Source organism: Enterobacter sp. UPMP2061, assembly GCF_053709615.1.
The window spans coordinates 1-21,489 of record NZ_JBSKJP010000004.1 but is presented as its reverse complement, the minus strand read 5'-3'; the positions used below and the strand labels follow the sequence as shown (position 1 = coordinate 21,489).

Below are 21,489 nucleotides of genomic sequence, written 5' to 3'. Positions count from 1 at the left end.
TTTCACTTGTAACCCACTAAAGGTCGTTCACTGGCTTTTATGCTCGTCTTACTCAAAGCTACAGGCGCGATATTCTACGTGAAAACAAAGTAAACGGCAGGTCAAACAGAGTATCTTTGCAAATATTTTTTCACATTGGTGTCAAGCGGCTGAGAGGCGGCAAAAAAATCCCCCTGACCGCCCGTCACGCCGCGCTCTGTCAACATCTGCCATTCACTACGTGAACGTACGCCTGTGGCAAATACTTGCGTTTGCGTTCCTTTGCACGCTTCCACCAGGCTTTGTACCAGCAGCTGGTTTTCCGTGCGTTTTTCAATATTCCTTACCAGACCCGGATGCAGCTTCAATAATTCAACATCCAGCTCTTTGATCCAGCGGGTGCTCACCAGCGTCAAACCCGCCTGGGTTACCGCCACGCGAGCCCCAAGCGCATTGATTAAACGCACTACCGGGCGCAACCGGCTGATGTGTTGACCTACATCTGCCTCTGCAAGTTCAAAAATAATGCGTTTGCGTTGCGATTTTTCGCATTGCATTAACGTGTCACGTAACCAGCGCTGGAAACGCGGACGGATCAGCGATTCGACGGTCACCTGTAAAGCCAGATTTTCTTCAGGCCAGTACGATAAAAACGGAATGAGACGGGTGATTTGCTGACGGTCATACTCTTCGGACAATCCGAATTGCAACACCATGGGCAGATATTCCGCGGAGATAACCTCTTCAGTGCCATCAAAAATACGGCACATCAGCTCACGATGATGAACATGACCATTCTTCATGACCGCCGGTTTTTGATAGATGCGCGGTCCGCCCCGGCTCAGCATCTGTTCAATCAGGGTTCGCCAGCGCACGTTGCCGCGCCCTTTCTCCGGCAGCGTATCATCATAGACTGCCCAGCCGTTCGCCCCCTGCAATACGGCGTTACGCGTGGCCGCTTCCGCATGTTCCATCACCTGCTCCGTCGACTGACCGCCGCGCCAGGCACAGATGCCCATATGCACCATATCGTCTCTGTCGAGCATTTTGCTCTGGGGCAGCGCATCGACGGCTTTCAGCAGCTGGCTGGCGATACTCTCGGACTCCTTTAAGGTGCGATGCGGCAGCAAGACGGCAAAATCGCTGCGGTGGTAGCGTGCCAGTAACGCGCCGGGGTAGCGCATAATAAAGGTGGACAGCAGGTTAATCAGCGTAAAGAGGTTCTCTTCCGCCACGCGCTGACCCCAGGTATCACGGAGCAGATCGAAGTCGGGCAGGCGAATCATCATTACCACGCCATGCGTACCCACCTTTTCGGGGTCATCAAGAAGCGTAGCCAGCTGATTATCAAAGAAGAGACGGTTGTTGAGGCCCGTTTTGTTATCCTGCGCGGCGTAAGAGCGAATCAACGTGTCCATACGGCTACGCTGATCGCTGGCAAACTGGATTTCGGAGAGCAACACGTCCAGGGCGCTACTGGTGCGTGATGGCCATTCATAAACCGATCCCCGCACCTGTGGACCCCGTTCGCCATTCAGTATCCGCACGGAGCGTGTTTCCAGCAGCTCCTGGCCGGAAAGTTGACGACGCTGCCAGCGAACGGCGAGGAAAATCAGCAGTACGATAAAGGCAACGGCGATGGTTAAGGGCGCGGTGGTCATAAGCGAGCGTAAATAGTTGCTCATCGGATCCTGGTACATCAGATGAATTGTCATACCCGGATGTTTAAGTGAATTAACCGTGACGTCCCGATACTGATCTACCGTGCCGGCAGGACGATAGCTGCCCTGGCGGGTATGGCTGAAAACGGTCTGCTTCCCCTGTTTAATGTCGATCTGCACGATATCCACAGGCACCATTAACTCATCCAGCTCACGCGAAAGCGCCGGGAAGGAGGTTGCAATCAGGCGAGTGTCGATAACCGATGCAACCGATTCAACCCGGTTAACCAGCTTATCCTGGATGGCATTGTAAAAGCTCAGCGAGCAGCCGATTAGCGTGACAAATATGGTCAGCCCCGTCAGCAAGGTGATAAAAGCTGAGAACTTCGTCGTTAATCGCATCCTTGAGATTACTCCGTGGGTTGAAGGGGGGTGCAAGTGAGCACTAACTTGCATTTCAAATGCGGCATACTACCAAACCTGGCGTATCTGGCAATTTATTGCGTTAAATCGGCACTGCGTTTCATTGAGCGAGTATAGTCATCAGAACATATTTTCCCATCATCAAACCTAGTGAGGACCCAGTATGCAGGCTTTGATCTTAGAACAGCAGGACGGCAAAACCGTTGCCTCAGTGCAAGCCATCGAGGAGAGCCGCCTGCCGGAGGGCGACGTGACCGTAGATATCGACTGGTCCAGCCTGAACTATAAGGATGCGCTGGCCATTACGGGAAAAGGTAAAATCATCCGAAATTTCCCGATGGTGCCAGGAATCGACTTTGCAGGCCGCGTACATACCAGTGAAGATCCACGTTTTCACGCCGGACAGCAGGTGCTGCTCACCGGCTGGGGCGTAGGTGAAAACCACTGGGGCGGACTGGCAGCGCAGGCGCGCGTAAAAGGTGACTGGCTGGTCCCGATGCCGAAAGGCCTGGACGGTCGTAAGGCGATGATCATCGGCACGGCAGGTTTCACCGCCATGCTGTGCGTGATGGCGCTGGAAGAGGCCGGGATCCGCCCTGACTCTGGCGAAATTGTCGTCACCGGCGCCAGCGGCGGCGTGGGCAGCACGGCCGTCACGCTGCTGCACAAGCTGGGGTATCAGGTTGCTGCCGTCTCAGGCCGCGAAAGTACGCATGATTATCTACGTCAGCTGGGCGCAAGCCGCATTCTGAGCCGCGACGAATTCGCCGAGACCCGCCCGCTGGAAAAACAGGTCTGGGCTGGCGCAGTAGATACCGTCGGCGACAAAGTGCTGGCGAAGGTGCTGGCGCAAATGAATTACGGCGGCTGCGTGGCGGCCTGTGGTCTGGCGGGCGGTTTTGCCCTGCCGACGACGGTGATGCCATTTATTCTGCGTAACGTGCGTCTTCAGGGTGTCGATTCGGTCATGACCCCAGCCGAGCGGCGAGCTGAGGCCTGGGAACGTCTGGTGCAGGATCTGCCAGCCTCATTCTTTGACCAGAGCGCCACTGAGATTACCCTGAGCCAGGCGCCAGAGTTCGCCAATAAAATCATGGACAACCAGTTCCACGGTCGTGCGCTGGTTAAAATCGCCTAATCTTCAAATTTTCGTGACATATTCGCGCTAACCCTCCTCCTCCGTCATGCTTAGAAAAACGCCTGACGGAGGATGCCATGAAAACCCGAAAACTGACGGAAGCCGACGTAACGTCTGAATCTGTCTTTATGCTACAGCGCCGCCAGATCCTGAAAATGCTTGGCATCAGCGCCACCGCCCTGACGCTCACCCCTGCGGCCCATGCCGATCTGCTCGACTGGTTTAAGGGCAACGATCGCCCGAAAGCCCCCTCCGGCGCACCGCTTAACTTCACCAAACCGGCGCAGTGGCAGAATAAACTGGCGCTGACGCCGGAAGATAAAGTCACCGGCTATAACAACTTCTATGAGTTTGGTCTCGATAAGGCCGATCCTGCCGCCAACGCCGGGAGCATGAAAACCGATCCCTGGACGCTGAAGATAGATGGCGAGGTGGCAAAACCGCTGACGCTGGATCATCATGATCTCACCACCCGCTTCCCACTTGAAGAACGCATTTACCGTATGCGCTGTGTGGAAGCCTGGTCGATGGTGGTGCCGTGGGTAGGTTTCCCTTTGCATAAACTGCTGGCGCTGGTTGAGCCCACCAGCAACGCGAAGTATGTTTCCTTCCAGACGCGCTACGCCCCGGACGAGATGCCAGGCCAGAAGGATCGGTTTATCGGCGGCGGGCTGGAGTATCCCTACGTTGAAGGTTTACGTCTCGACGAAGCCATGCATCCGCTTACGCTGCTTACCGTTGGGGTTTACGGCAAAGCGCTGCCGCCGCAAAACGGGGCGCCCATTCGCCTGACCGTACCGTGGAAATACGGTTTCAAGGGCATCAAATCGATCGTCAGCATTAAGCTCACCCGTGAACGCCCCCCCACCACCTGGAACCTGGCAGCGCCTGACGAGTATGGTTTTTTTGCCAACGTTAACCCGCACGTTGACCATCCGCGCTGGTCGCAGGCGACGGAACGTTTTATCGGCTCCGGCGGCGCGCTGGATGTTAAACGCCAGCCAACGCTGCTGTTTAACGGCTATGCGGATGAGGTGGCATCCCTCTACCGTGGGCTGAATTTACGGGAGAACTTCTAAGTGCGTTTAACGGCAAAGCAGATAACCTGGCTGAAGGTACTCCTGCATTTAGCAGGATTGCTCCCCTTTATCTGGCTCTTCTGGGCAGCCAGCCAGGGACAGTTCAGTGCCGATCCGGCGAAAGATATTCAGCATTTTACGGGTCGGATGGCTCTGAAATTTTTGCTGGCGACCTTGCTCGTCTCACCGCTGGCGCGCTACGCTAAACAGCCATTATTGATACGCACCCGTCGGCTTTTAGGGCTATGGTGTTTTGCCTGGGCGACGCTGCATCTCACCAGCTACGCCCTGCTGGAACTGGGCATTAACAACCTGGCACTCCTTGGCAGCGAACTGGTGACGCGTCCCTATCTGACGCTGGGTATCGTAAGCTGGCTGGTTTTACTGGCGCTGACGCTGACATCCACGCAGTATGCACAGCGAAAACTGGGTCGACGCTGGCAACTGCTGCACAACTTCGTCTATCTTGTCGCGATCCTCGCCCCGATTCATTACCTGTGGTCGGTGAAGATTTTATCCCCTCAGCCGGTCATCTACGCCCTGCTGGCCCTGGCCCTTTTAGCGTGGCGTTACAAGAAGTTCCGCCAGTGGTTGCGATAGTTCACGAAACTGTGCGTTTTCCCGCAGATTATTTATCAACCGCGAATCTTTTTCGGATAGCGGTTGATAATCTTCCCTGATAAGACCAGTATTTAGCTGCCAAATGCTACGAAATCGTTATAATGTGCGACTTCGGTTTTCCGGACAGGGGTTTTAGGCCTCTGAAAGGGTGACAATTGCGCTTTGAGGGTATATGTTGTTTTTTACCCGAAAATCGCAGGAGATAGCGGCACAATGGCTGACAAATTCCAAATTTTAGTATTGAACGGTCCGAACCTGAACATGCTCGGCACCCGTGAGCCAGAGAAGTACGGCACGCTGACATTGAGCGAAATTGTTAACCGTCTGAGTACGGAAGCAGCCTCGCTGAATGTGGATTTGGACCATTTTCAGTCAAACGCGGAGTACGCAATCATCGACCGTATTCATCAGGCTAAAGACACTGTGGACTATATCCTGATCAATCCGGCCGCGTTTACGCACACCAGTGTTGCTATACGCGACGCACTGCTCGCGGTGAGTATCCCGTTTATCGAGATCCACCTGAGTAACGTGCACGCCCGAGAGCCGTTCCGCCACCATTCCTACCTGTCAGATATCGCCGCTGGCGTGATTTGTGGGCTGGGTGCAGACGGCTATTCATACGCTTTACAGACAGCGGTAAAACGCTTGTCACAATCACACTAAACAAGAGTACGGAACCCACTCATGGATATTCGTAAGATTAAAAAACTGATCGAGCTGGTTGAAGAATCAGGCATCTCCGAACTGGAAATTTCTGAAGGCGAAGAGTCTGTACGCATCAGCCGTGCAGCCCCGGCCGCTAGCTTCCCGGTAATGCAGCAAGCTTACGCTGCGCCAGTGCAGCAGCCTGCGCTCTCCGCAGCCGTTGCGCCAGTGGCAGCAGAAGCGGCACCTGCGGCTGCAACAGAAATCAGTGGTCACATCGTACGTTCCCCAATGGTTGGTACTTTCTACCGCACCCCGAGCCCGGACGCGAAGGCGTTCATCGAAGTGGGTCAGAAAGTCAACGTAGGCGATACCCTGTGCATCGTTGAAGCCATGAAAATGATGAACCAGATCGAAGCAGACAAATCAGGTACTGTGAAAGCGATCCTGGTCGAAAGTGGTCAGCCGGTAGAATTTGACGAGCCGCTGGTCGTCATCGAGTAACGAGGCGAACATGCTGGATAAAATTGTTATCGCCAACCGTGGCGAGATTGCACTGCGTATTCTTCGTGCCTGTAAAGAACTGGGCATCAAGACCGTGGCCGTGCACTCAAGCGCGGATCGCGATTTAAAACACGTATTGCTGGCGGATGAGACGGTCTGTATCGGTCCGGCTCCGTCCGTAAAAAGCTATCTGAACATCCCGGCGATCATCAGCGCCGCCGAAATCACTGGCGCGGTCGCGATTCACCCGGGTTATGGTTTCCTCTCTGAGAACGCCAACTTTGCTGAGCAGGTTGAACGCTCTGGCTTTATCTTCATTGGCCCGAAAGCCGACACCATTCGCCTGATGGGTGACAAAGTGTCTGCCATCACCGCGATGAAAAAAGCCGGCGTGCCAACCGTACCGGGCTCTGACGGCCCGCTGACCGACGATATGGATGCTAACCGCGCCCATGCTAAACGCATTGGCTATCCGGTGATCATCAAAGCGTCCGGCGGCGGCGGCGGTCGCGGTATGCGCGTTGTACGCAGCGATGCTGAACTGGCGCAGTCCATCTCCATGACCAAAGCGGAAGCGAAAGCGGCTTTCAGCAATGACATGGTGTACATGGAAAAATACCTGGAAAACCCACGCCACATCGAAATTCAGGTGCTGGCTGACGGTCAGGGTAACGCAATCTATCTGGCAGAACGTGACTGCTCCATGCAGCGTCGTCACCAGAAAGTGGTCGAAGAAGCGCCAGCGCCGGGCATTACGCCTGAACTGCGTCGCTACATCGGCGAGCGTTGCGCTAAAGCGTGTGTCGATATCGGCTATCGCGGAGCGGGTACCTTTGAGTTCCTGTTCGAAAACGGCGAGTTCTACTTCATCGAGATGAACACCCGTATTCAGGTTGAACACCCGGTTACCGAAATGATCACCGGCGTTGACCTGATCAAAGAACAGCTGCGTATCGCAGCCGGTCAGCCGCTGTCCATCAAACAGGAAGAAGTTGTGGTTAAAGGCCATGCGGTAGAGTGCCGTATCAACGCCGAAGACCCGAACACCTTCCTGCCAAGCCCGGGTAAAATCACGCGTTTCCACGCGCCGGGTGGCTTTGGTGTGCGCTGGGAGTCCCATATCTACGCCGGTTACACCGTACCGCCGTATTATGACTCAATGATTGGTAAGCTGATCTGCTACGGCGAAAACCGTGACGTGGCCATTGCCCGCATGAAGAACGCCCTTCAGGAGCTGATCATCGACGGGATCAAAACCAACGTTGATCTCCAGATGCGCATTATGAGCGACGAGCACTTCCAGAATGGTGGGACTAACATCCACTACCTGGAGAAAAAACTCGGTCTGAACGAGAAGTAAGAGACCAGTGTTGCTAAAAGGCCGGATTATCCGGCCTTTTTTATTTCTGGGGATCGCTAAGCCCCATCATGTACAATCCCCGCTTTCTTCATCCACAAGGGACAAAAAATGGACAAACGTTTTGTTCAGGCCCATAAAGAAGCGCGCTGGGCGCTGTGGCTGACCCTTCTCTATCTCGCCGCGTGGTTAGTAACTGCTTACTTACCTGATTCGGCGATTGGCATTACCGGCCTCCCGCACTGGTTTGAAATGGCCTGCCTGCTGCTGCCGCTGGTGTTTATCCTGCTGTGCTGGGCGATGGTGAAATTCATCTATCGCGATATTTCACTGGAGGACGATGATGCAGCTTGAAGTCATTCTGCCCCTTATCGCTTATCTGTTCCTGGTGTTTGGCCTGTCGGTTTATGCGATGCGTAAACGTTCGACCGGCACCTTTCTGAACGAGTATTTCCTCGGGAGCCGCTCAATGGGTGGCGTCGTGCTGGCCATGACGCTGACCGCCACGTACATCAGCGCCAGCTCGTTTATCGGTGGCCCCGGCGCCGCTTATAAGTACGGGCTGGGCTGGGTACTGCTGGCCATGATCCAGCTGCCTGCCATCTGGCTCTCTCTGGGCATACTGGGTAAAAAGTTTGCCATTCTGGCCCGTCGCTACAATGCCGTAACGCTGAACGATATGCTGTTTGCCCGCTATCAGAGTCGCTTGCTGGTATGGCTGGCAAGCCTGAGTCTGCTGGTGGCGTTTATTGGCGCAATGACGGTGCAGTTTATCGGCGGGGCGCGACTGCTGGAGACGGCAGCCGGGATCCCCTATGAGACGGGCCTGGTCATTTTCGGTGTGAGTATCGCGCTGTATACCGCATTTGGCGGGTTCCGCGCCAGCGTACTCAACGACACGATGCAGGGGATGGTGATGCTCATTGGCACCCTCGTTCTGCTGGTGGGTATCGTGCATGCCGCAGGGGGCCTGAGCCATGCGGTTGAAACCCTGGAAGCGATCGATCCGAAACTGGTCTCACCGCAGGGGGCGGATGACATCCTCTCTCCAGCCTTTATGACCTCGTTCTGGGTACTGGTGTGCTTTGGCGTGATTGGCCTGCCGCATACCGCCGTGCGCTGCATCTCATATAAAGACAGCAAAGCGGTGCACCGCGGGATCATTATCGGGACAATTGTGGTGGCGATCCTGATGTTCGGTATGCACCTGGCGGGTGCGCTGGGACGCGCGGTGATCCCTGACCTTACCGTACCGGATCTGGTCATTCCAACCCTGATGGTGAAAGTGCTTCCGCCGTTTGCCGCCGGGATTTTCCTCGCCGCACCCATGGCGGCCATTATGTCGACCATCAACGCTCAGTTGCTGCAAAGTTCCGCTACGATCATTAAAGATCTCTATCTGAATTTGCGTCCTGAACAGGTCGAAAATGAGCGACGCCTCAAGCGCATGTCGGCGGTGATTACCCTGGTGCTGGGGGCGTTGCTGCTGCTGGCCGCGTGGCGTCCACCGGAGATGATCATCTGGTTGAACCTGCTCGCCTTTGGTGGGCTGGAGGCCGTTTTCCTGTGGCCGCTGGTGCTGGGGCTCTACTGGGAACGCGCGAATGCCGCGGGTGCATTAAGCGGCATGATTGTCGGGGGCGTCCTGTATGCTGTTCTCGCCACGTTTAAAATTCAGTATCTGGGCTTCCATCCGATCGTGCCTTCGTTACTGATAAGTTTACTGGCGTTTGTGGTGGGAAACCGTTTTGGTCGACCGGTGCCACAAACTGCCCTGATTTCTACTGATAAATAAAGAGTTTTGCCATGCCGTGGATCCAATTAAAACTGAACACAACCGGCGCGAACGCCGAAGAACTGAGTGATGCGCTGATGGAGGCCGGTTCGGTCTCTATCACCTTCCAGGACACGCATGACACGCCGGTCTTTGAGCCGCTGCCAGGCGAAACGCGCCTGTGGGGTGATACGGACGTTATCGGCCTGTTCGATGCAGAAACCGACATGAAAGAGGTCGTGGCGATTCTGGAAAACCATCCGCTGCTGGGCGTGGGTTTCGCGCATAAAATTGAACAGCTGGAAGACAAAGACTGGGAACGCGAGTGGATGGACAACTTCCATCCGATGCAGTTTGGTCAGCGTCTGTGGATCTGCCCAAGCTGGCGTGAAGTTCCCGATAAAAACGCCGTCAACGTGATGCTGGATCCGGGTCTGGCGTTCGGCACCGGCACCCACCCGACAACCTCCCTGTGCCTGCAATGGCTGGATGGCCTGGATCTGGAAGGCAAAACCGTGATCGACTTCGGTTGCGGATCCGGGATCCTTGCTATCGCGGCGCTGAAACTGGGCGCGGCAAAAGCCATCGGGATCGACATCGATCCGCAGGCGATTCAGGCCAGCCGTGATAACGCCGAGCGTAATGGCGTTTCCGATCGCCTTGAACTGTATTTGCCCGATGCACAGCCAGAGGCGATGAAAGCCGATGTTGTGGTCGCGAATATCCTGGCTGGCCCGTTACGCGAGCTGGCGCCGTTAATCAGCGTGCTGCCGGTTGAAGGCGGTCTGCTGGGCCTGTCCGGTATCCTTGCCAGCCAGGCAGACAGCGTCTGTGAAGCCTACGCCGATCTCTTCGCGCTCGACCCGGTGGTCGAGAAAGAAGAGTGGTGTCGCATCACCGGCCGTAAAAAATAAGCGTTTGGCGTGGTCGTCTGACCACGCCTTTTCCCTTCGGTTTTTTCTCCCGCCTTCTTCCTTTCTTCGATAAAATAACCGCACAAATCATAATGTTACTCATTGATTTGGATAATAAAATTCACAGGAAGAATATGATGAAACACATTTCAGGCAAGGCAGCGCTGCTGGCGCTGAGCATGATTTCGGCTACGGCTTACGCATCACACTGGAGTTATCAGGGAGAAGGCGCACCGGAACATTGGGGCGAACTGGACGAGGCGTACAAGACGTGTAAAAGCGGAATGTATCAGTCGCCGGTCAACATAGATAACACGGTCAAAGCCCACATCTCTCCGCTGGAAACGCACTATATCGACGGCCCGGTCATTCTGACAAACAACGGCCATACTATCCAGGCAAGTGAAAATGCCGATACACGCGACAGCATCACGCTTGATAAACAGCGCTGGACGTTACAGCAGTTCCATTTCCATGCGCCATCCGAAAACACGGTGCACGGTAAAAAATACGCAATGGAAATGCATCTGGTCCATAAAAACGCTGACGGCGAACTGACGGTCGTTGCCGTTATGTTCGATCAGGGCGCGGCAAACACTGAACTGGATAAACTCTGGGGCGTGATGCCTGGACAGGTTGACCAGAACGTAACGATTAAGCCAACCCTCGATATGAATAAATTACTGCCCACGGATAAAACCTACTGGCGTTTTAGCGGCTCTCTGACCACGCCACCATGTTCAGAAGGGGTGACATGGCTGGTGCTCAAGCACCCGCTGACCGTCTCTGCTGAACAGCTGCAAAAATTCACTCACACCATGCACCATGAAAACAGCCGCCCGGTTCAACCGCTTCATGGCCGTCTGGTTGTTGAATAAGTCGATTTTTTTACGCTGATATCCTGTGCTGAAATGCGACGCAGATCGCAAAGAAGCGCCATAATCTGCTGCTTATAGCAGCAGATTATCCCGGACAATTGATTCATTTATTCAGAAATGATGAGAAGTTACGGGAAATTGTAAGCGCCCACAAAATGTTCATTTATTCATAACACAATGATTTAAATAGCGAATAATCTTATCCAAAAAGAATGACTGGCGATTCCTTGATCTACAACAGAGGATTGTTCAAAGTTTGGCCTTTCATCTCGTGCAAAAAATGCGTAATATACGCCGCCTTGCAGTCACAGTATGGTCATTTCTTAACTCATGCGCATCGGACACCACCAGCTCAGAAATCGCCTGATCGCAGCCCCAATGGCAGGTATTACCGACCGGCCGTTCAGGACGCTGTGTTACGAGATGGGAGCAGGCCTGACCGTTTCCGAGATGATGTCGTCTAACCCGCAGGTTTGGGAAAGCGATAAGTCCCGCCTACGGATGGTGCACATTGATGAACCAGGTATCCGCACCGTGCAAATTGCCGGAAGCGTGCCTGAAGAGATGGCAGATGCCGCGCGTATTAACGTGGAAAGTGGCGCCCAGATTATTGATATCAATATGGGTTGCCCGGCCAAAAAGGTGAATCGCAAGCTTGCAGGTTCAGCCCTTCTGCAATACCCCGACCAGGTGAAGTCAATCCTGACGGCGGTTGTCAGCGCAGTGGACGTTCCTGTTACGTTGAAGATTCGCACGGGTTGGTCGCCGGAACACCGTAACTGCGTAGAGATTGCCCAACTGGCCGAAGACTGTGGCATTCAGGCCCTGACCATTCATGGACGCACTCGCGCCTGTTTGTTCAACGGTGAAGCTGAATACGACAGCATTCGGGCAGTTAAGCAGAAAGTTTCCATTCCGGTTATCGCGAATGGCGACATTACTGACCCGCTTAAAGCCAGAGCTGTGCTCGACTATACGGGAGCTGATGCTCTGATGATAGGACGTGCCGCTCAGGGAAGACCCTGGATCTTTCGGGAAATCCAGCATTATCTGGACACTGGGGAGCTGCTTGCCCCACTGCCTCTGGCAGAGGTTAAGCGCTTGCTTTGTTCGCATGTTCGGGAACTGCATGACCACTACGGCCAGGCAAAAGGGTACCGAATTGCGCGTAAACACGTCTCCTGGTATCTCCAGGAGCACGCTCCAAATGACCAGTTTCGGCGCACATTCAACGCCATTGAGGATGCCAGCGAACAGCTGGAGGCGTTGGAGGCATACTTCGAAAATCTTGCGTAATGAAATAAAGAGCTGACAGAACTATGTTCGAACAACGCGTAAATTCTGACGTACTGACCGTTTCTACCGTTAACTCTCAGGATCAGGTGACTCAAAAGCCCCTGCGTGACTCGGTTAAACAGGCACTGAAGAACTATTTTGCTCAACTGAACGGTCAGGATGTTAATGACCTGTATGAGCTGGTACTGGCTGAAGTTGAACAGCCACTGTTGGACATGGTGATGCAATACACCCGTGGTAATCAAACCCGCGCTGCCCTGATGATGGGCATCAACCGTGGTACCCTGCGTAAGAAACTGAAAAAATACGGCATGAACTAATTTCGATTAGCTAACTGCTTGTTTAAAAAGGCGCTCTTCGGCATGGGGAAGCGCCTTTTTTATCGTCCGGACGGGCAACCGTCAATGCTTTGTAAACCTTCTCTTTCCCCACTTTTCAACGCCCGCTTTTCGTGTATATTTCCAGCAACTTACAGGCTCTCTTTTCACGGAATGACACATGATTCGTAAATACTGGTGGCTGGTCGTTTTTGCTGTCTCTGTTTTCATTTTTGATGCGCTGCTGATGCAGTGGATTGAACTGATGAGCACCGAAACCGATAAATGTCGCAATATGAATTCCGTGAACCCGCTTAAACTGGTCAACTGCTCAGAGCCGGACTAACCGCTTCCATCCTGCCCCCCCCTGTTATCACCCAATAAAAACAGGGATTTAAATCACTTTTCGTCATTTCCTGACGATGATAATGTCTGTGCCCTTTCCAACCGCTCTTGCTTAACGTCTCACAACGAGTGAACAGACCATGCTGGTTAGCCAATACAACCAAATCCTCGTAGTCATCTCCTTTGTTGTTGCCATTCTTGCCGCCTATACCGCGCTGAATATGGCTGCGCGCGTTGCCGGAAGCCAGGGCATCGCTGCACGCGTCTGGCTGGCAGGTGGCGGTGTTTCGATGGGGATTGGCGTGTGGGCGATGCATTTCATCGGTATGCTGGCGATGGATCTTTCCATGAGCATGAGTTACAACGCGGTCCTGACCGTGCTTTCGATGGTTATCGCCATCAGCTCGTCAATGTTTGCCCTGTGGCTCGTTAGCGGCGAGCAGCTACGTTTGCGCCGGCTGCTGCCTGGCGCCGTCGTGATGGGAACGGGCATTGTTGCCATGCACTACACTGGTATGGCAGCCCTGGAGGTCACACCGGGTATTGTCTGGGATAAAAAGTGGGTGGCTATCTCCGTGGTCATTGCCCTTGCCGCTTCACTGGCCGCTCTTTGGCTGACGTTCCGTTTACGTCAGGAAGCCGCACGAATGGCGTTGATGCGGCTGGGGGCGGCGATCACCATGGGCATCGCTATCGCTGGCATGCATTACGCCGGCATGGAAGCAGCACAATTTCCAATGTCGACGATGGTCCACCATCATGGCATTAACGGGAGCTGGCTGGCGATACTGGTTAGCGTGGTCGCGCTCGCTATTCTGGGGATTACGCTGCTGGTGTCGATGTTCGATGCCCGCCTTCAGGCTCGTACCTCGCTGCTGGCCTCATCACTGGCAGAAGCTAACCGTGAACTCGCACAGCTGGCGTTACATGATACGCTGACGCGATTACCCAATCGTATTCTGCTTGAGGATCGCCTCGATCAGGCCATCAGCAAGGCCGATCGCGAAGGAAGCCCTTTCGCGCTGATGTTTATGGATCTCGACGGCTTTAAAACCGTCAACGATGCCTATGGTCATGATGTCGGTGACAAGCTTCTGGTTGCGGTGACTCAGCGTTTGCTGTTGCAGCTGAAAGGTCAGTATACGCTGGCGCGTATCGGTGGGGATGAATTCGTCCTGCTGGCCGAAACCGCCACTCCGGATGATGCTGCCTCACTGGCAAATTCACTGGTGCGCGTCATTGATAGCCCGTTCCATCTCGATCCTTACGAACTGATGGTCACCCTGAGCATTGGCATTGCGCTCTATCCACACGATGGCAAAACCGATCGTGAACTGATGTTTAACGCTGATGCTGCGATGTACCACACAAAACATATGGGTCGTAACGGCTATCACTTCTTCCAGCCGTCAATGAATACGCTGGCGCAGACGCATCTACAGCTGATGAATGATCTGTGGCAGGCCATCGACCGTAATGAGTTACGCCTGCTTTATCAACCTAAATTTCACGCCCCTGCCGGGCCAGTCCTCGGATTCGAAGCGCTGTTACGCTGGCAGCATCCCACACAGGGGTTACTCCCACCCGATCTTTTTCTACCGCTGGCAGAGAAAACGGGGCTGATTATTCCGATTGGAAACTGGGTAATCGACGAGGCCTGCCGCCAGCTGCGTGAATGGCATCTTCAGGGCCACACGGACTGGTCAATGGCGGTGAATCTTTCTACATTGCAGTTCGAACAGCCGTCGCTGGTTAAAACAGTTCTCGATTGTCTGACGCGCCATAGCGTACCGCCCGGCATGTTGATCCTGGAGGTGACCGAAACCACGGCAATGAACAATCCGGACGAAAGCGTGCGTGTCCTGACAGCGCTGACGGATGCGGGAGTAAAAGCCTCGATAGACGATTTTGGCACCGGTTACTCAAGCCTTCTGTATCTTAAGCGACTCCCCGCCTGCGAGTTGAAAATCGATCGTGCTTTTGTGAAAGAGTTAAGTGGTGAGAGCGAAGATGCGACGATTGTCTCGGCGATTGTCGCCCTGGCAAAAACGCTGAATCTGAAGGTCGTGGCGGAAGGGGTCGAAACCGCAGCGCAGCAAACCTTTCTGACAGAACTGGGATGCAATACGCTACAGGGTTACCTGCTGGGCAAACCGATTACCGCGCAAGCTATTATGGAACAGTGCCAGCACGGGGAGATGTCGCTACCCCGGACGCGGTCATGAGGCTGTATCGTAAACCACTGGCGCCACTCGGGTGATATTTAGTGTCGCCAGAATATTATCCACCAGCGCCGGTGCTTGTTTGTACAGATTAAAATTGTTGCTATCCATTAACCAGTTTTTAATGACACCGCTAAAAAAGGCGTGGAAAACAATCAGCGCCAGTTCAATATTGGTTTGCGAAGAGATAACGTTACGAGCAATGCATCGCTTTAGCGTCTTGCGAAGATAATCATCGTTTAAACCGATCCGCTTGCGTATTTCACATTCTGAAATCACATCGTCATGAAATTCACACTTATGATACAAAATTTGTAAAAGCGCATATTGCCGCGGCTCGCACTGCAATATATTGCAGTGCGACAATAAATTGTTCACGAAGCATTAACAAAGGGTCGTCATTTTCGGAAAGTATTAACCTGTCACGAATCATCTCACGCATCGGCAATTGCTGATCCCATATTGCATTAAATATTTCCGCTTTACTCGAGAAATGCCAGTAAACCGCCCCGCGAGTGAGTTGAGCAGCATCGGCGATGTCGGTAAGCGTGGTGCTGGACACGCCACGCGTCGCGAATAGCCCGATAGCGGCTTCAATCAGCTGCTGGCGGGTCTTTTGAGCCTCTTCTTTCTTTTTGCGCGCCATAACCTGCTACTCATTACTCATAAGATTGATACGTTATCAAAGGATATTGCCGTGGTCGTGTAGTCAAAGTATTAACCAAAACCCGTGTTAATTTTGCACAAAAAAAGTCAATTCATTTAATTTATAATTCACGTGAATAAATCGAATACATAAAATTCATAAAATATATGAATAGCATTCACCGAAAACATTTCGTTGATTATCCTGACAGAAAAAGAATACCGAATGCACTGTGTCAGATTCCGATTTTTACTTTTAAAAGCTCCATCAGCACTTATAAATTAAAAAACATTAAACACCCTCATTATTATACGCGGCTACATTTCTATTTTTTGCCTCACACCCTTTCACCGATTCATGGCATATATCGGCTCAAGGGTAGTTTAAGGAACAGTAATGACGAATCACTTCAGATGCTTACCCTTATCCGGTTTCATTGTCTGTGCCGCGCTGCTCACCGGGTGCGATGGGCAAGAAAACCCACAGCAGCATGCGCAAGCTCCTCAGGTCAGTGTTCATATTGTTAAAAGCGCGCCACTGGCCGTAACGACAGAATTGCCCGGCAGAACTGACGCGTATCGTGTTGCGGAGGTTCGTCCTCAGGTAAGTGGTATCATTCTGCACCGTAATTTTACCGAAGGCAGCGACGTTAAAGCGGGTGAATCCCTTTATCAAATCGATCCGGCCACCTATCAGGCAGCCTACGACAATGCGAAAGGTGAACTGGTAAAAGCACAGGCGGCGGCGAATATCGCCCATCTGACGGTGAAACGTTACGTTCCGCTGGTTGGTACGCAATATGTGAGCAAGCAGGAGTACGATCAGGCGGTGGCAACTGCCCAGCAGGCGGATGCGAGCGTGGTTGCCGCGAAGGCTGGCGTTGAAAGCGCGCGGATCAACCTGGCCTATACGAAAGTCACATCCCCAATCAACGGGCGTATAGGTAAATCCAGCGTCACCGAAGGGGCGTTAGTCACTAATGGCCAGGCAACTGCACTGGCGACGGTTCAGCAACTCGATCCCATTTATGTCGATGTGACGCAATCCAGCAGCGATTTTATGCGCCTGAAGCAGCAGACGAGCCTGCAAAAGGGAGACACCAGCAGCGTCGAGTTGCTGATGGAAAATGGCCAGCCTTATCCGCTGAAAGGGACGCTCCAGTTCTCTGATGTCACGGTAGATGAAAGTACCGGCTCAATCACCCTTCGCGCCCTCTTCCCTAACCCACAGCATATGCTGTTACCGGGTATGTTTGTCCGTGCGCGCATCGATGAAGGTACGCAACCTGATGCCATTCTGGTTCCTCAGCAGGGGGTAACCCGTACACCACGCGGAGATGCCACCGTGCTTGTGGTAAATGAGAAAAACCAGGTGGAATCACGCACTGTCGTTGCACCGCAGGCGATTGGCGATCGCTGGCTGATCACGGAAGGCCTCAAAAACGGCGACCGCGTCATTATCAGCGGCCTGCAAAAAGTTCGCCCTGGCGTCACCGTCGTGGCTATTCCTGATACCGCAGCGACTCCAGCCAGTTAAGGAATAACGACATGGCTAATTTCTTTATTCAACGGCCTGTTTTCGCCTGGGTACTCGCCATCATTCTGATGATTGCGGGCGGGCTGGCCATTTTAAAACTACCGGTCGCGCAATATCCGACCATTGCGCCGCCGGCGGTTGCGGTGACAGCAACCTACCCGGGCGCTGATGCCCAGACGGTACAGGACACCGTCACTCAGGTTATCGAACAGAACATGAACGGTATCGATAATTTGATGTACATGTCGTCCACCAGTGATTCCGCTGGTAACGTCACCATTACGCTGACGTTCGAGTCGGGTACAGATCCTGATATTGCGCAGGTGCAGGTTCAGAACAAACTCCAGCTCGCCATGCCGCTGCTGCCACAAGAAGTGCAGCAGCAGGGGATCGGCGTGGAGAAATCCAGCAGCAGCTTCCTGCTGGTTGCAGGCTTTGTGTCGGACAATAAAAACCTCACGCAGGATGATATCTCCGACTATGTCGCTTCTAATGTAAAAGATGCGATCAGCCGTACTTCCGGCGTCGGTGACGTGCAGCTGTTCGGTGCCCAGTATGCAATGCGCATCTGGCTGGACAGCAACGCGATGAACAAATATCAGCTCACGCCGCTGGATATCATTAACCAGCTAAAAACGCAGAACGACCAGATTGCTGCGGGCCAGTTGGGCGGAACACCGTCCGTACCTGGGCAGCAACTGAACGCCTCAATTATTGCTCAAACGCGTCTGAAATCGCCGGAGGAGTTTGGTCGTGTGACTCTGAAGGTGAACCAGGACGGTTCAATGGTCCACCTGAAAGATGTGGCCCGCATTGAGCTGGGTGGCGAAAACTACAACATGGTCACCAAAATCAATGGCCAGGCAGCAACGGGGCTGGGGATCAAGCTGGCGACTGGCGCAAACGCGCTGGATACCGCTGCCGCCATCAAGAGTAAACTGGCGCAGTTGCAGCCCTTCTTCCCTCAGGGCCTGAAAGTCGTGTATCCGTACGACACCACACCTTTCGTGAAGATCTCAATCCATGAGGTGGTGAAGACACTGTTTGAAGCGATTGTTCTCGTGTTCCTGGTGATGTACTTGTTCCTGCAAAACCTGCGGGCAACGCTTATTCCGACGATCGCCGTGCCCGTGGTGTTACTGGGCACCTTTGCGGTACTGGCTGCGTTCGGGTTCTCCATTAACACCCTGACGATGTTCGGGATGGTATTGGCGATAGGTCTGCTCGTCGATGACGCCATCGTGGTGGTCGAGAACGTAGAACGCGTCATGGTTGAGGACAAGCTGCCGCCAAAAGAGGCGACGCAGAAGTCGATGGAGCAAATCCAGGGCGCCCTGGTGGGCATTGCCATGGTGCTTTCGGCGGTATTTATCCCGATGGCATTCTTTGGTGGTTCAACCGGGGCTATCTATCGCCAGTTCTCGCTGACCATTGTCTCCGCGATGGCCTTGTCGGTACTGGTGGCGTTGATATTAACGCCTGCTCTTTGTGCAACGCTGCTCAAACCGGTTGCCAGCGAACATCATGAAAAGAAAGGTGGTTTCTTCGGCTGGTTTAACGCGCTCTTTGATAAAAGTGTGGAGCATTACAGCAACAGCGTGAGCGGCATTTTACGTAAGACCGGCCGCTATCTGCTGGTTTACGTCATCATCGTCGGCGGCATGGCAGTTCTGTTCCTGCGCCTGCCTTCCTCCTTCCTGCCGGAAGAGGATCAGGGGGTGTTTATGACGATGGTTCAGTTGCCGGCAGGGGCGACGCAGATGCGTACCCAGCAGGTACTCGATCAGGTTCAGGATTATTACCTGACGAAAGAGAAAGCGAACGTTGAATCGGTCTTTACCGTAAACGGTTTTAGCTTTAGCGGACAGGGGCAGAACTCCGGTATCGCTTTCGTCAGCCTGAAGCCATGGGAAGAACGTCCGGGCAAGGAAAACGGCGTTGAGGCGATTGTCAGCCGCGCGACGAAAGCGTTCAGCCAGATCAAAGACGGTCTTGTATTTCCGTTTAACCTGCCTGCCATTATTGAACTGGGTACCGCAACAGGCTTTGACTTTGAATTGATTGACCAGGCAAACCTGGGGCATACGCAGTTAACCCAGGCGCGTAACCAGCTGCTGGGCATGGTGAGAGAACATCCTGACTTACTGGTTCGCGTGCGTCCTAATGGACTGGAAGATACGCCACAGTTCAAGCTGGACGTCGATCAGGAGAAGGCACAGGCGCTGGGTGTGAGCGTGTCTGACGTCAATCAGACGATTTCAACAGCGCTGGGTGGCACCTATGTGAACGACTTTATCGATCACGGACGGGTGAAAAAAGTTTATGTCCAGGCTGATGCTCGCTTCCGTATGCTACCAGGAGACATTAACGGCCTGTATGTGCGTAGCGCTAACGGCGAAATGGTGCCTTTCTCTGCCTTTAGCAGCTCTCACTGGGTGTACGGTTCACCGCGTCTGGAACGTTACAATGGGATGCCGTCAATGGAGATCCTCGGTGAGTCTGCCCCTGGCAAAAGTACCGGTGAGGCAATGGCGTTGATGGAAAGCCTTGCGTCAAAACTGCCTTCCGGCATCGGCTACGACTGGACGGGGATGTCTTATCAGGAACGACTTTCCGGGAATCAGGCTCCGGCGCTGTACGCCATCTCACTGATTGTGGTGTTCCTGTGTCTGGCGGCCCTCTATGAAAGTTGGTCAATTCCCTTCTCGGTCATGCTGGTTGTGCCGCTGGGGGTGATCGGCGCGCTTCTGGCTGCATCAATGCGAGGGCTGAACAATGACGTTTACTTCCAGGTTGGTCTGCTTACGACAATTGGTTTATCAGCCAAGAACGCCATACTGATCGTTGAGTTCGCCAAGGATCTCATGGATAAAGAAGGCAAAGGGATTATCGAAGCCACGCTTGAAGCCTCGCGTATGCGTCTGCGTCCTATCCTGATGACTTCCCTGGCATTCATCCTTGGTGTTATGCCTCTGGTCATCAGCAGCGGTGCAGGTAGTGGGGCACAAAATGCGGTCGGGACGGGCGTGATGGGCGGGATGCTGTCAGCCACCCTGTTGGCCATTTTCTTTGTTCCTGTTTTCTTTGTGGTTGTCCGGAGACGGTTTACAAAGCACAAGGATTAATGAAAATCATAAAGGCACCTCTGGTGCCTTTTTTATTTCCTGAAAACAATGTAAAAACACATCCCCTCTTCACATTTCCTCCATTAATAATCAGTGCCCGCGCTTTTTTCTTCATAATTTTTACAATCCACACAAATTGAGATTATTCCCCGTGCTGCATGGTATTAGTGCGGTGGTAAAATAATCATCAGTTCGTTAATTGCTGTATCGGCTCTTTAGCGAATAGGCGATCATATTGAGGTAACATCATGAAAAGATTCCTTTCCGTTGCACTTCTCGCTGCGCTGCTTGCTGGTTGCGCGCACGACTCTCCATGTGTACCGGTATACGACGATCAGGGCCGACTGGTTCACACCAATACCTGTATGAAGGGCACTACCCAGGATAACTGGGAAACAGCAGGTGCGATTGCTGGTGGCGCCGCGGCAATCGCAGGCCTGACACTCGGTATTGTTGCCCTGACTAAATAAGGCTTCTAAAAGCGCGGCGATGGCCGCGCTTTTATTTTTGCCTGATATAAGAAATGCATACTCCCCATCACGAATAGCATCAGATATTAATTAAATTCAATACGCTACCTTACTCCTCGCTATACCCCTTATCTGTATTATTTAACGCTACTGCGAGCCAGCAGAATGCATTTCACCACTTCATTTTCAGTAGGGTAAAGCGCTACGTCCGTAAGATATTAACGGCGCCAGTGAAATATCGAATGAGGGAATTGGTTTAGCTGGAGAGATAACGCAAAAAGGCCATCCTTTCGGATGGCCTTTCTACTTGTTTGATGTCTGGCAGTTCCCTACTCTCACATGGGGAGACCCCACACTACCATCGGCGCTACGGCGTTTCACTTCTGAGTTCGGCATGGGGTCAGGTGGGACCACCGCGCTAAAGCCGCCAGACAAATTCTTTTACTTCTTGCCGAACTTTAACCTAAGTATAAAGTGGTGCTGATACCCAGAGTCGAACTGGGGACCTCACCCTTACCAAGGGTGCGCTCTACCAACTGAGCCATATCAGCACGCT

General features: G+C 53.2%; 18 protein-coding genes, 1 tRNA gene, 1 rRNA gene and 1 pseudogene. 17 read left to right on the top strand and 4 right to left on the bottom strand.

All coding sequences use genetic code 11. The annotated features are described in order from the left end of the window. Window positions 1-101: 101 nt before the first annotated feature. On the bottom strand, window positions 102-2,042 hold the full coding sequence (gene csrD / locus ACWKXX_RS10685; RefSeq protein WP_032669091.1) for an RNase E specificity factor CsrD: 1,941 nt from the start codon (window positions 2,040-2,042) through the stop codon (window positions 102-104). Window positions 2,043-2,226: 184 nt separating this feature from the next. Between csrD and acuI the strand changes: the two genes are divergently transcribed. The 14 genes from acuI (at window position 2,227) to ACWKXX_RS10615 (ending at window position 15,159) form a co-directional block, all read left to right on the top strand. Next, window positions 2,227-3,201: an acrylyl-CoA reductase (NADPH) gene (gene acuI / locus ACWKXX_RS10680; RefSeq protein WP_015572015.1), complete on the top strand. Its 975-nt coding sequence runs from the start codon at window positions 2,227-2,229 to the stop codon at window positions 3,199-3,201. Between the two features lie 77 nt (window positions 3,202-3,278). Beyond that, entirely contained in the window at window positions 3,279-4,280 is a 1,002-nt protein-coding gene (gene msrP / locus ACWKXX_RS10675; RefSeq protein ID WP_015572016.1) for a protein-methionine-sulfoxide reductase catalytic subunit MsrP, read from the top strand. After that, window positions 4,281-4,880, top strand: a complete 600-nt coding sequence (msrQ, locus tag ACWKXX_RS10670; protein ID WP_003860393.1) for a protein-methionine-sulfoxide reductase heme-binding subunit MsrQ — start codon at window positions 4,281-4,283, stop codon at window positions 4,878-4,880. Between the two features lie 234 nt (window positions 4,881-5,114). After that, the gene (aroQ, locus tag ACWKXX_RS10665) at window positions 5,115-5,567 is read left to right on the top strand and encodes a type II 3-dehydroquinate dehydratase (RefSeq protein WP_003860391.1); all 453 of its coding nucleotides are present in this window, start codon (window positions 5,115-5,117) and stop codon (window positions 5,565-5,567) included. A gap of 21 nt (window positions 5,568-5,588) precedes the next feature. Further along, window positions 5,589-6,053, top strand: coding sequence for an acetyl-CoA carboxylase biotin carboxyl carrier protein (accB, locus tag ACWKXX_RS10660; RefSeq protein ID WP_015572018.1), 465 nt, complete (start codon window positions 5,589-5,591; stop codon window positions 6,051-6,053). A 10-nt stretch (window positions 6,054-6,063) separates the two neighbouring features. Next, window positions 6,064-7,413, top strand: coding sequence for an acetyl-CoA carboxylase biotin carboxylase subunit (accC, locus tag ACWKXX_RS10655; RefSeq protein ID WP_003860388.1), 1,350 nt, complete (start codon window positions 6,064-6,066; stop codon window positions 7,411-7,413). A gap of 108 nt (window positions 7,414-7,521) precedes the next feature. Further along, window positions 7,522-7,764, top strand: a complete 243-nt coding sequence (locus tag ACWKXX_RS10650) for a YhdT family protein (protein WP_003860385.1) — start codon at window positions 7,522-7,524, stop codon at window positions 7,762-7,764. Next, entirely contained in the window at window positions 7,754-9,205 is a 1,452-nt protein-coding gene (panF, locus tag ACWKXX_RS10645) for a sodium/pantothenate symporter (RefSeq protein WP_045348089.1), read from the top strand. The genes ACWKXX_RS10650 and panF overlap by 11 nt, the downstream gene beginning before the upstream one ends. An 11-nt stretch (window positions 9,206-9,216) precedes the next feature. Continuing rightward, window positions 9,217-10,098: a 50S ribosomal protein L11 methyltransferase gene (gene prmA, locus ACWKXX_RS10640; RefSeq protein WP_015572021.1), complete on the top strand. Its 882-nt coding sequence runs from the start codon at window positions 9,217-9,219 to the stop codon at window positions 10,096-10,098. A gap of 137 nt (window positions 10,099-10,235) precedes the next feature. Next, window positions 10,236-10,976 carry a carbonic anhydrase gene (locus ACWKXX_RS10635; RefSeq protein WP_017382702.1) on the top strand — a complete coding sequence of 247 codons (741 nt, stop codon included), beginning with the start codon at window positions 10,236-10,238 and terminating at the stop codon, window positions 10,974-10,976. Between the two features lie 330 nt (window positions 10,977-11,306). Next, window positions 11,307-12,272: a tRNA dihydrouridine synthase DusB gene (gene dusB, locus ACWKXX_RS10630; protein ID WP_015572023.1), complete on the top strand. Its 966-nt coding sequence runs from the start codon at window positions 11,307-11,309 to the stop codon at window positions 12,270-12,272. Between the two features lie 23 nt (window positions 12,273-12,295). Beyond that, window positions 12,296-12,592 (top strand): DNA-binding transcriptional regulator Fis, encoded by a 297-nt coding sequence (gene fis, locus ACWKXX_RS10625; RefSeq protein WP_000462905.1) that lies wholly within the window; start codon window positions 12,296-12,298, stop codon window positions 12,590-12,592. Between the two features lie 178 nt (window positions 12,593-12,770). After that, complete coding sequence (locus ACWKXX_RS10620; RefSeq protein WP_261665958.1) at window positions 12,771-12,935, top strand: DUF2556 family protein; 165 nt, start codon at window positions 12,771-12,773, stop codon at window positions 12,933-12,935. 139 nt (window positions 12,936-13,074) lie between these two features. Further along, a complete protein-coding gene (locus ACWKXX_RS10615; protein ID WP_047726729.1) occupies window positions 13,075-15,159 on the top strand; it encodes a putative bifunctional diguanylate cyclase/phosphodiesterase in 2,085 nt (694 codons plus the stop codon). Here ACWKXX_RS10615 and envR read toward each other — a convergent pair. Then, a pseudogene (gene envR, locus ACWKXX_RS10610) lies at window positions 15,154-15,802 on the bottom strand (acrEF/envCD operon transcriptional regulator). The gene ACWKXX_RS10615 and the pseudogene envR sit on opposite strands and share 6 nt — an antisense overlap. Window positions 15,803-16,198: 396 nt before the next feature. On the opposite strand from envR, the gene ACWKXX_RS10605 reads away from it, so the two are divergent. The 3 genes from ACWKXX_RS10605 to ACWKXX_RS10595 all read left to right on the top strand — a co-directional run bounded on the left by ACWKXX_RS10605 (window position 16,199) and on the right by ACWKXX_RS10595 (window position 20,933). Next, complete coding sequence (locus tag ACWKXX_RS10605) at window positions 16,199-17,338, top strand: efflux RND transporter periplasmic adaptor subunit (RefSeq protein ID WP_015572026.1); 1,140 nt, start codon at window positions 16,199-16,201, stop codon at window positions 17,336-17,338. 11 nt (window positions 17,339-17,349) lie between these two features. Beyond that, entirely contained in the window at window positions 17,350-20,463 is a 3,114-nt protein-coding gene (locus ACWKXX_RS10600; protein WP_032649687.1) for an efflux RND transporter permease subunit, read from the top strand. A gap of 248 nt (window positions 20,464-20,711) precedes the next feature. Continuing rightward, window positions 20,712-20,933 carry a lipoprotein gene (locus ACWKXX_RS10595; protein WP_003860364.1) on the top strand — a complete coding sequence of 74 codons (222 nt, stop codon included), beginning with the start codon at window positions 20,712-20,714 and terminating at the stop codon, window positions 20,931-20,933. 316 nt (window positions 20,934-21,249) lie between these two features. Here the strand turns inward: ACWKXX_RS10595 and rrf are convergent. Together rrf and ACWKXX_RS10585 are read right to left on the bottom strand one after the other, a co-directional pair. Further along, a 5S ribosomal RNA gene (rrf, locus tag ACWKXX_RS10590) occupies window positions 21,250-21,365 on the bottom strand. Between the two features lie 43 nt (window positions 21,366-21,408). After that, window positions 21,409-21,484 (bottom strand) — tRNA-Thr (locus tag ACWKXX_RS10585). Window positions 21,485-21,489 lie beyond the last annotated feature (5 nt).

Excerpts from the sequence above, each read along its gene's own strand:
- csrD (WP_032669091.1), bottom strand. The coding sequence starts at position 2,042 with ATGCGATTAACGACGAAGTTCTCAGCTTTTATCACCTTGCTGACGGGG.
- acuI (WP_015572015.1), top strand. The coding sequence starts at position 2,227 with ATGCAGGCTTTGATCTTAGAACAGCAGGACGGCAAAACCGTTGCCTCA.
- msrP (WP_015572016.1), top strand. The coding sequence starts at position 3,279 with ATGAAAACCCGAAAACTGACGGAAGCCGACGTAACGTCTGAATCTGTC.
- aroQ (WP_003860391.1), top strand. The coding sequence starts at position 5,115 with ATGGCTGACAAATTCCAAATTTTAGTATTGAACGGTCCGAACCTGAAC.
- accB (WP_015572018.1), top strand. The coding sequence starts at position 5,589 with ATGGATATTCGTAAGATTAAAAAACTGATCGAGCTGGTTGAAGAATCA.
- accC (WP_003860388.1), top strand. The coding sequence starts at position 6,064 with ATGCTGGATAAAATTGTTATCGCCAACCGTGGCGAGATTGCACTGCGT.
- ACWKXX_RS10650 (WP_003860385.1), top strand. The coding sequence starts at position 7,522 with ATGGACAAACGTTTTGTTCAGGCCCATAAAGAAGCGCGCTGGGCGCTG.
- panF (WP_045348089.1), top strand. The coding sequence starts at position 7,754 with ATGCAGCTTGAAGTCATTCTGCCCCTTATCGCTTATCTGTTCCTGGTG.
- prmA (WP_015572021.1), top strand. The coding sequence starts at position 9,217 with ATGCCGTGGATCCAATTAAAACTGAACACAACCGGCGCGAACGCCGAA.
- ACWKXX_RS10635 (WP_017382702.1), top strand. The coding sequence starts at position 10,236 with ATGAAACACATTTCAGGCAAGGCAGCGCTGCTGGCGCTGAGCATGATT.
- dusB (WP_015572023.1), top strand. The coding sequence starts at position 11,307 with ATGCGCATCGGACACCACCAGCTCAGAAATCGCCTGATCGCAGCCCCA.
- fis (WP_000462905.1), top strand. The coding sequence starts at position 12,296 with ATGTTCGAACAACGCGTAAATTCTGACGTACTGACCGTTTCTACCGTT.
- ACWKXX_RS10620 (WP_261665958.1), top strand. The coding sequence starts at position 12,771 with ATGATTCGTAAATACTGGTGGCTGGTCGTTTTTGCTGTCTCTGTTTTC.
- ACWKXX_RS10615 (WP_047726729.1), top strand. The coding sequence starts at position 13,075 with ATGCTGGTTAGCCAATACAACCAAATCCTCGTAGTCATCTCCTTTGTT.
- ACWKXX_RS10605 (WP_015572026.1), top strand. The coding sequence starts at position 16,199 with ATGACGAATCACTTCAGATGCTTACCCTTATCCGGTTTCATTGTCTGT.
- ACWKXX_RS10600 (WP_032649687.1), top strand. The coding sequence starts at position 17,350 with ATGGCTAATTTCTTTATTCAACGGCCTGTTTTCGCCTGGGTACTCGCC.
- ACWKXX_RS10595 (WP_003860364.1), top strand. The coding sequence starts at position 20,712 with ATGAAAAGATTCCTTTCCGTTGCACTTCTCGCTGCGCTGCTTGCTGGT.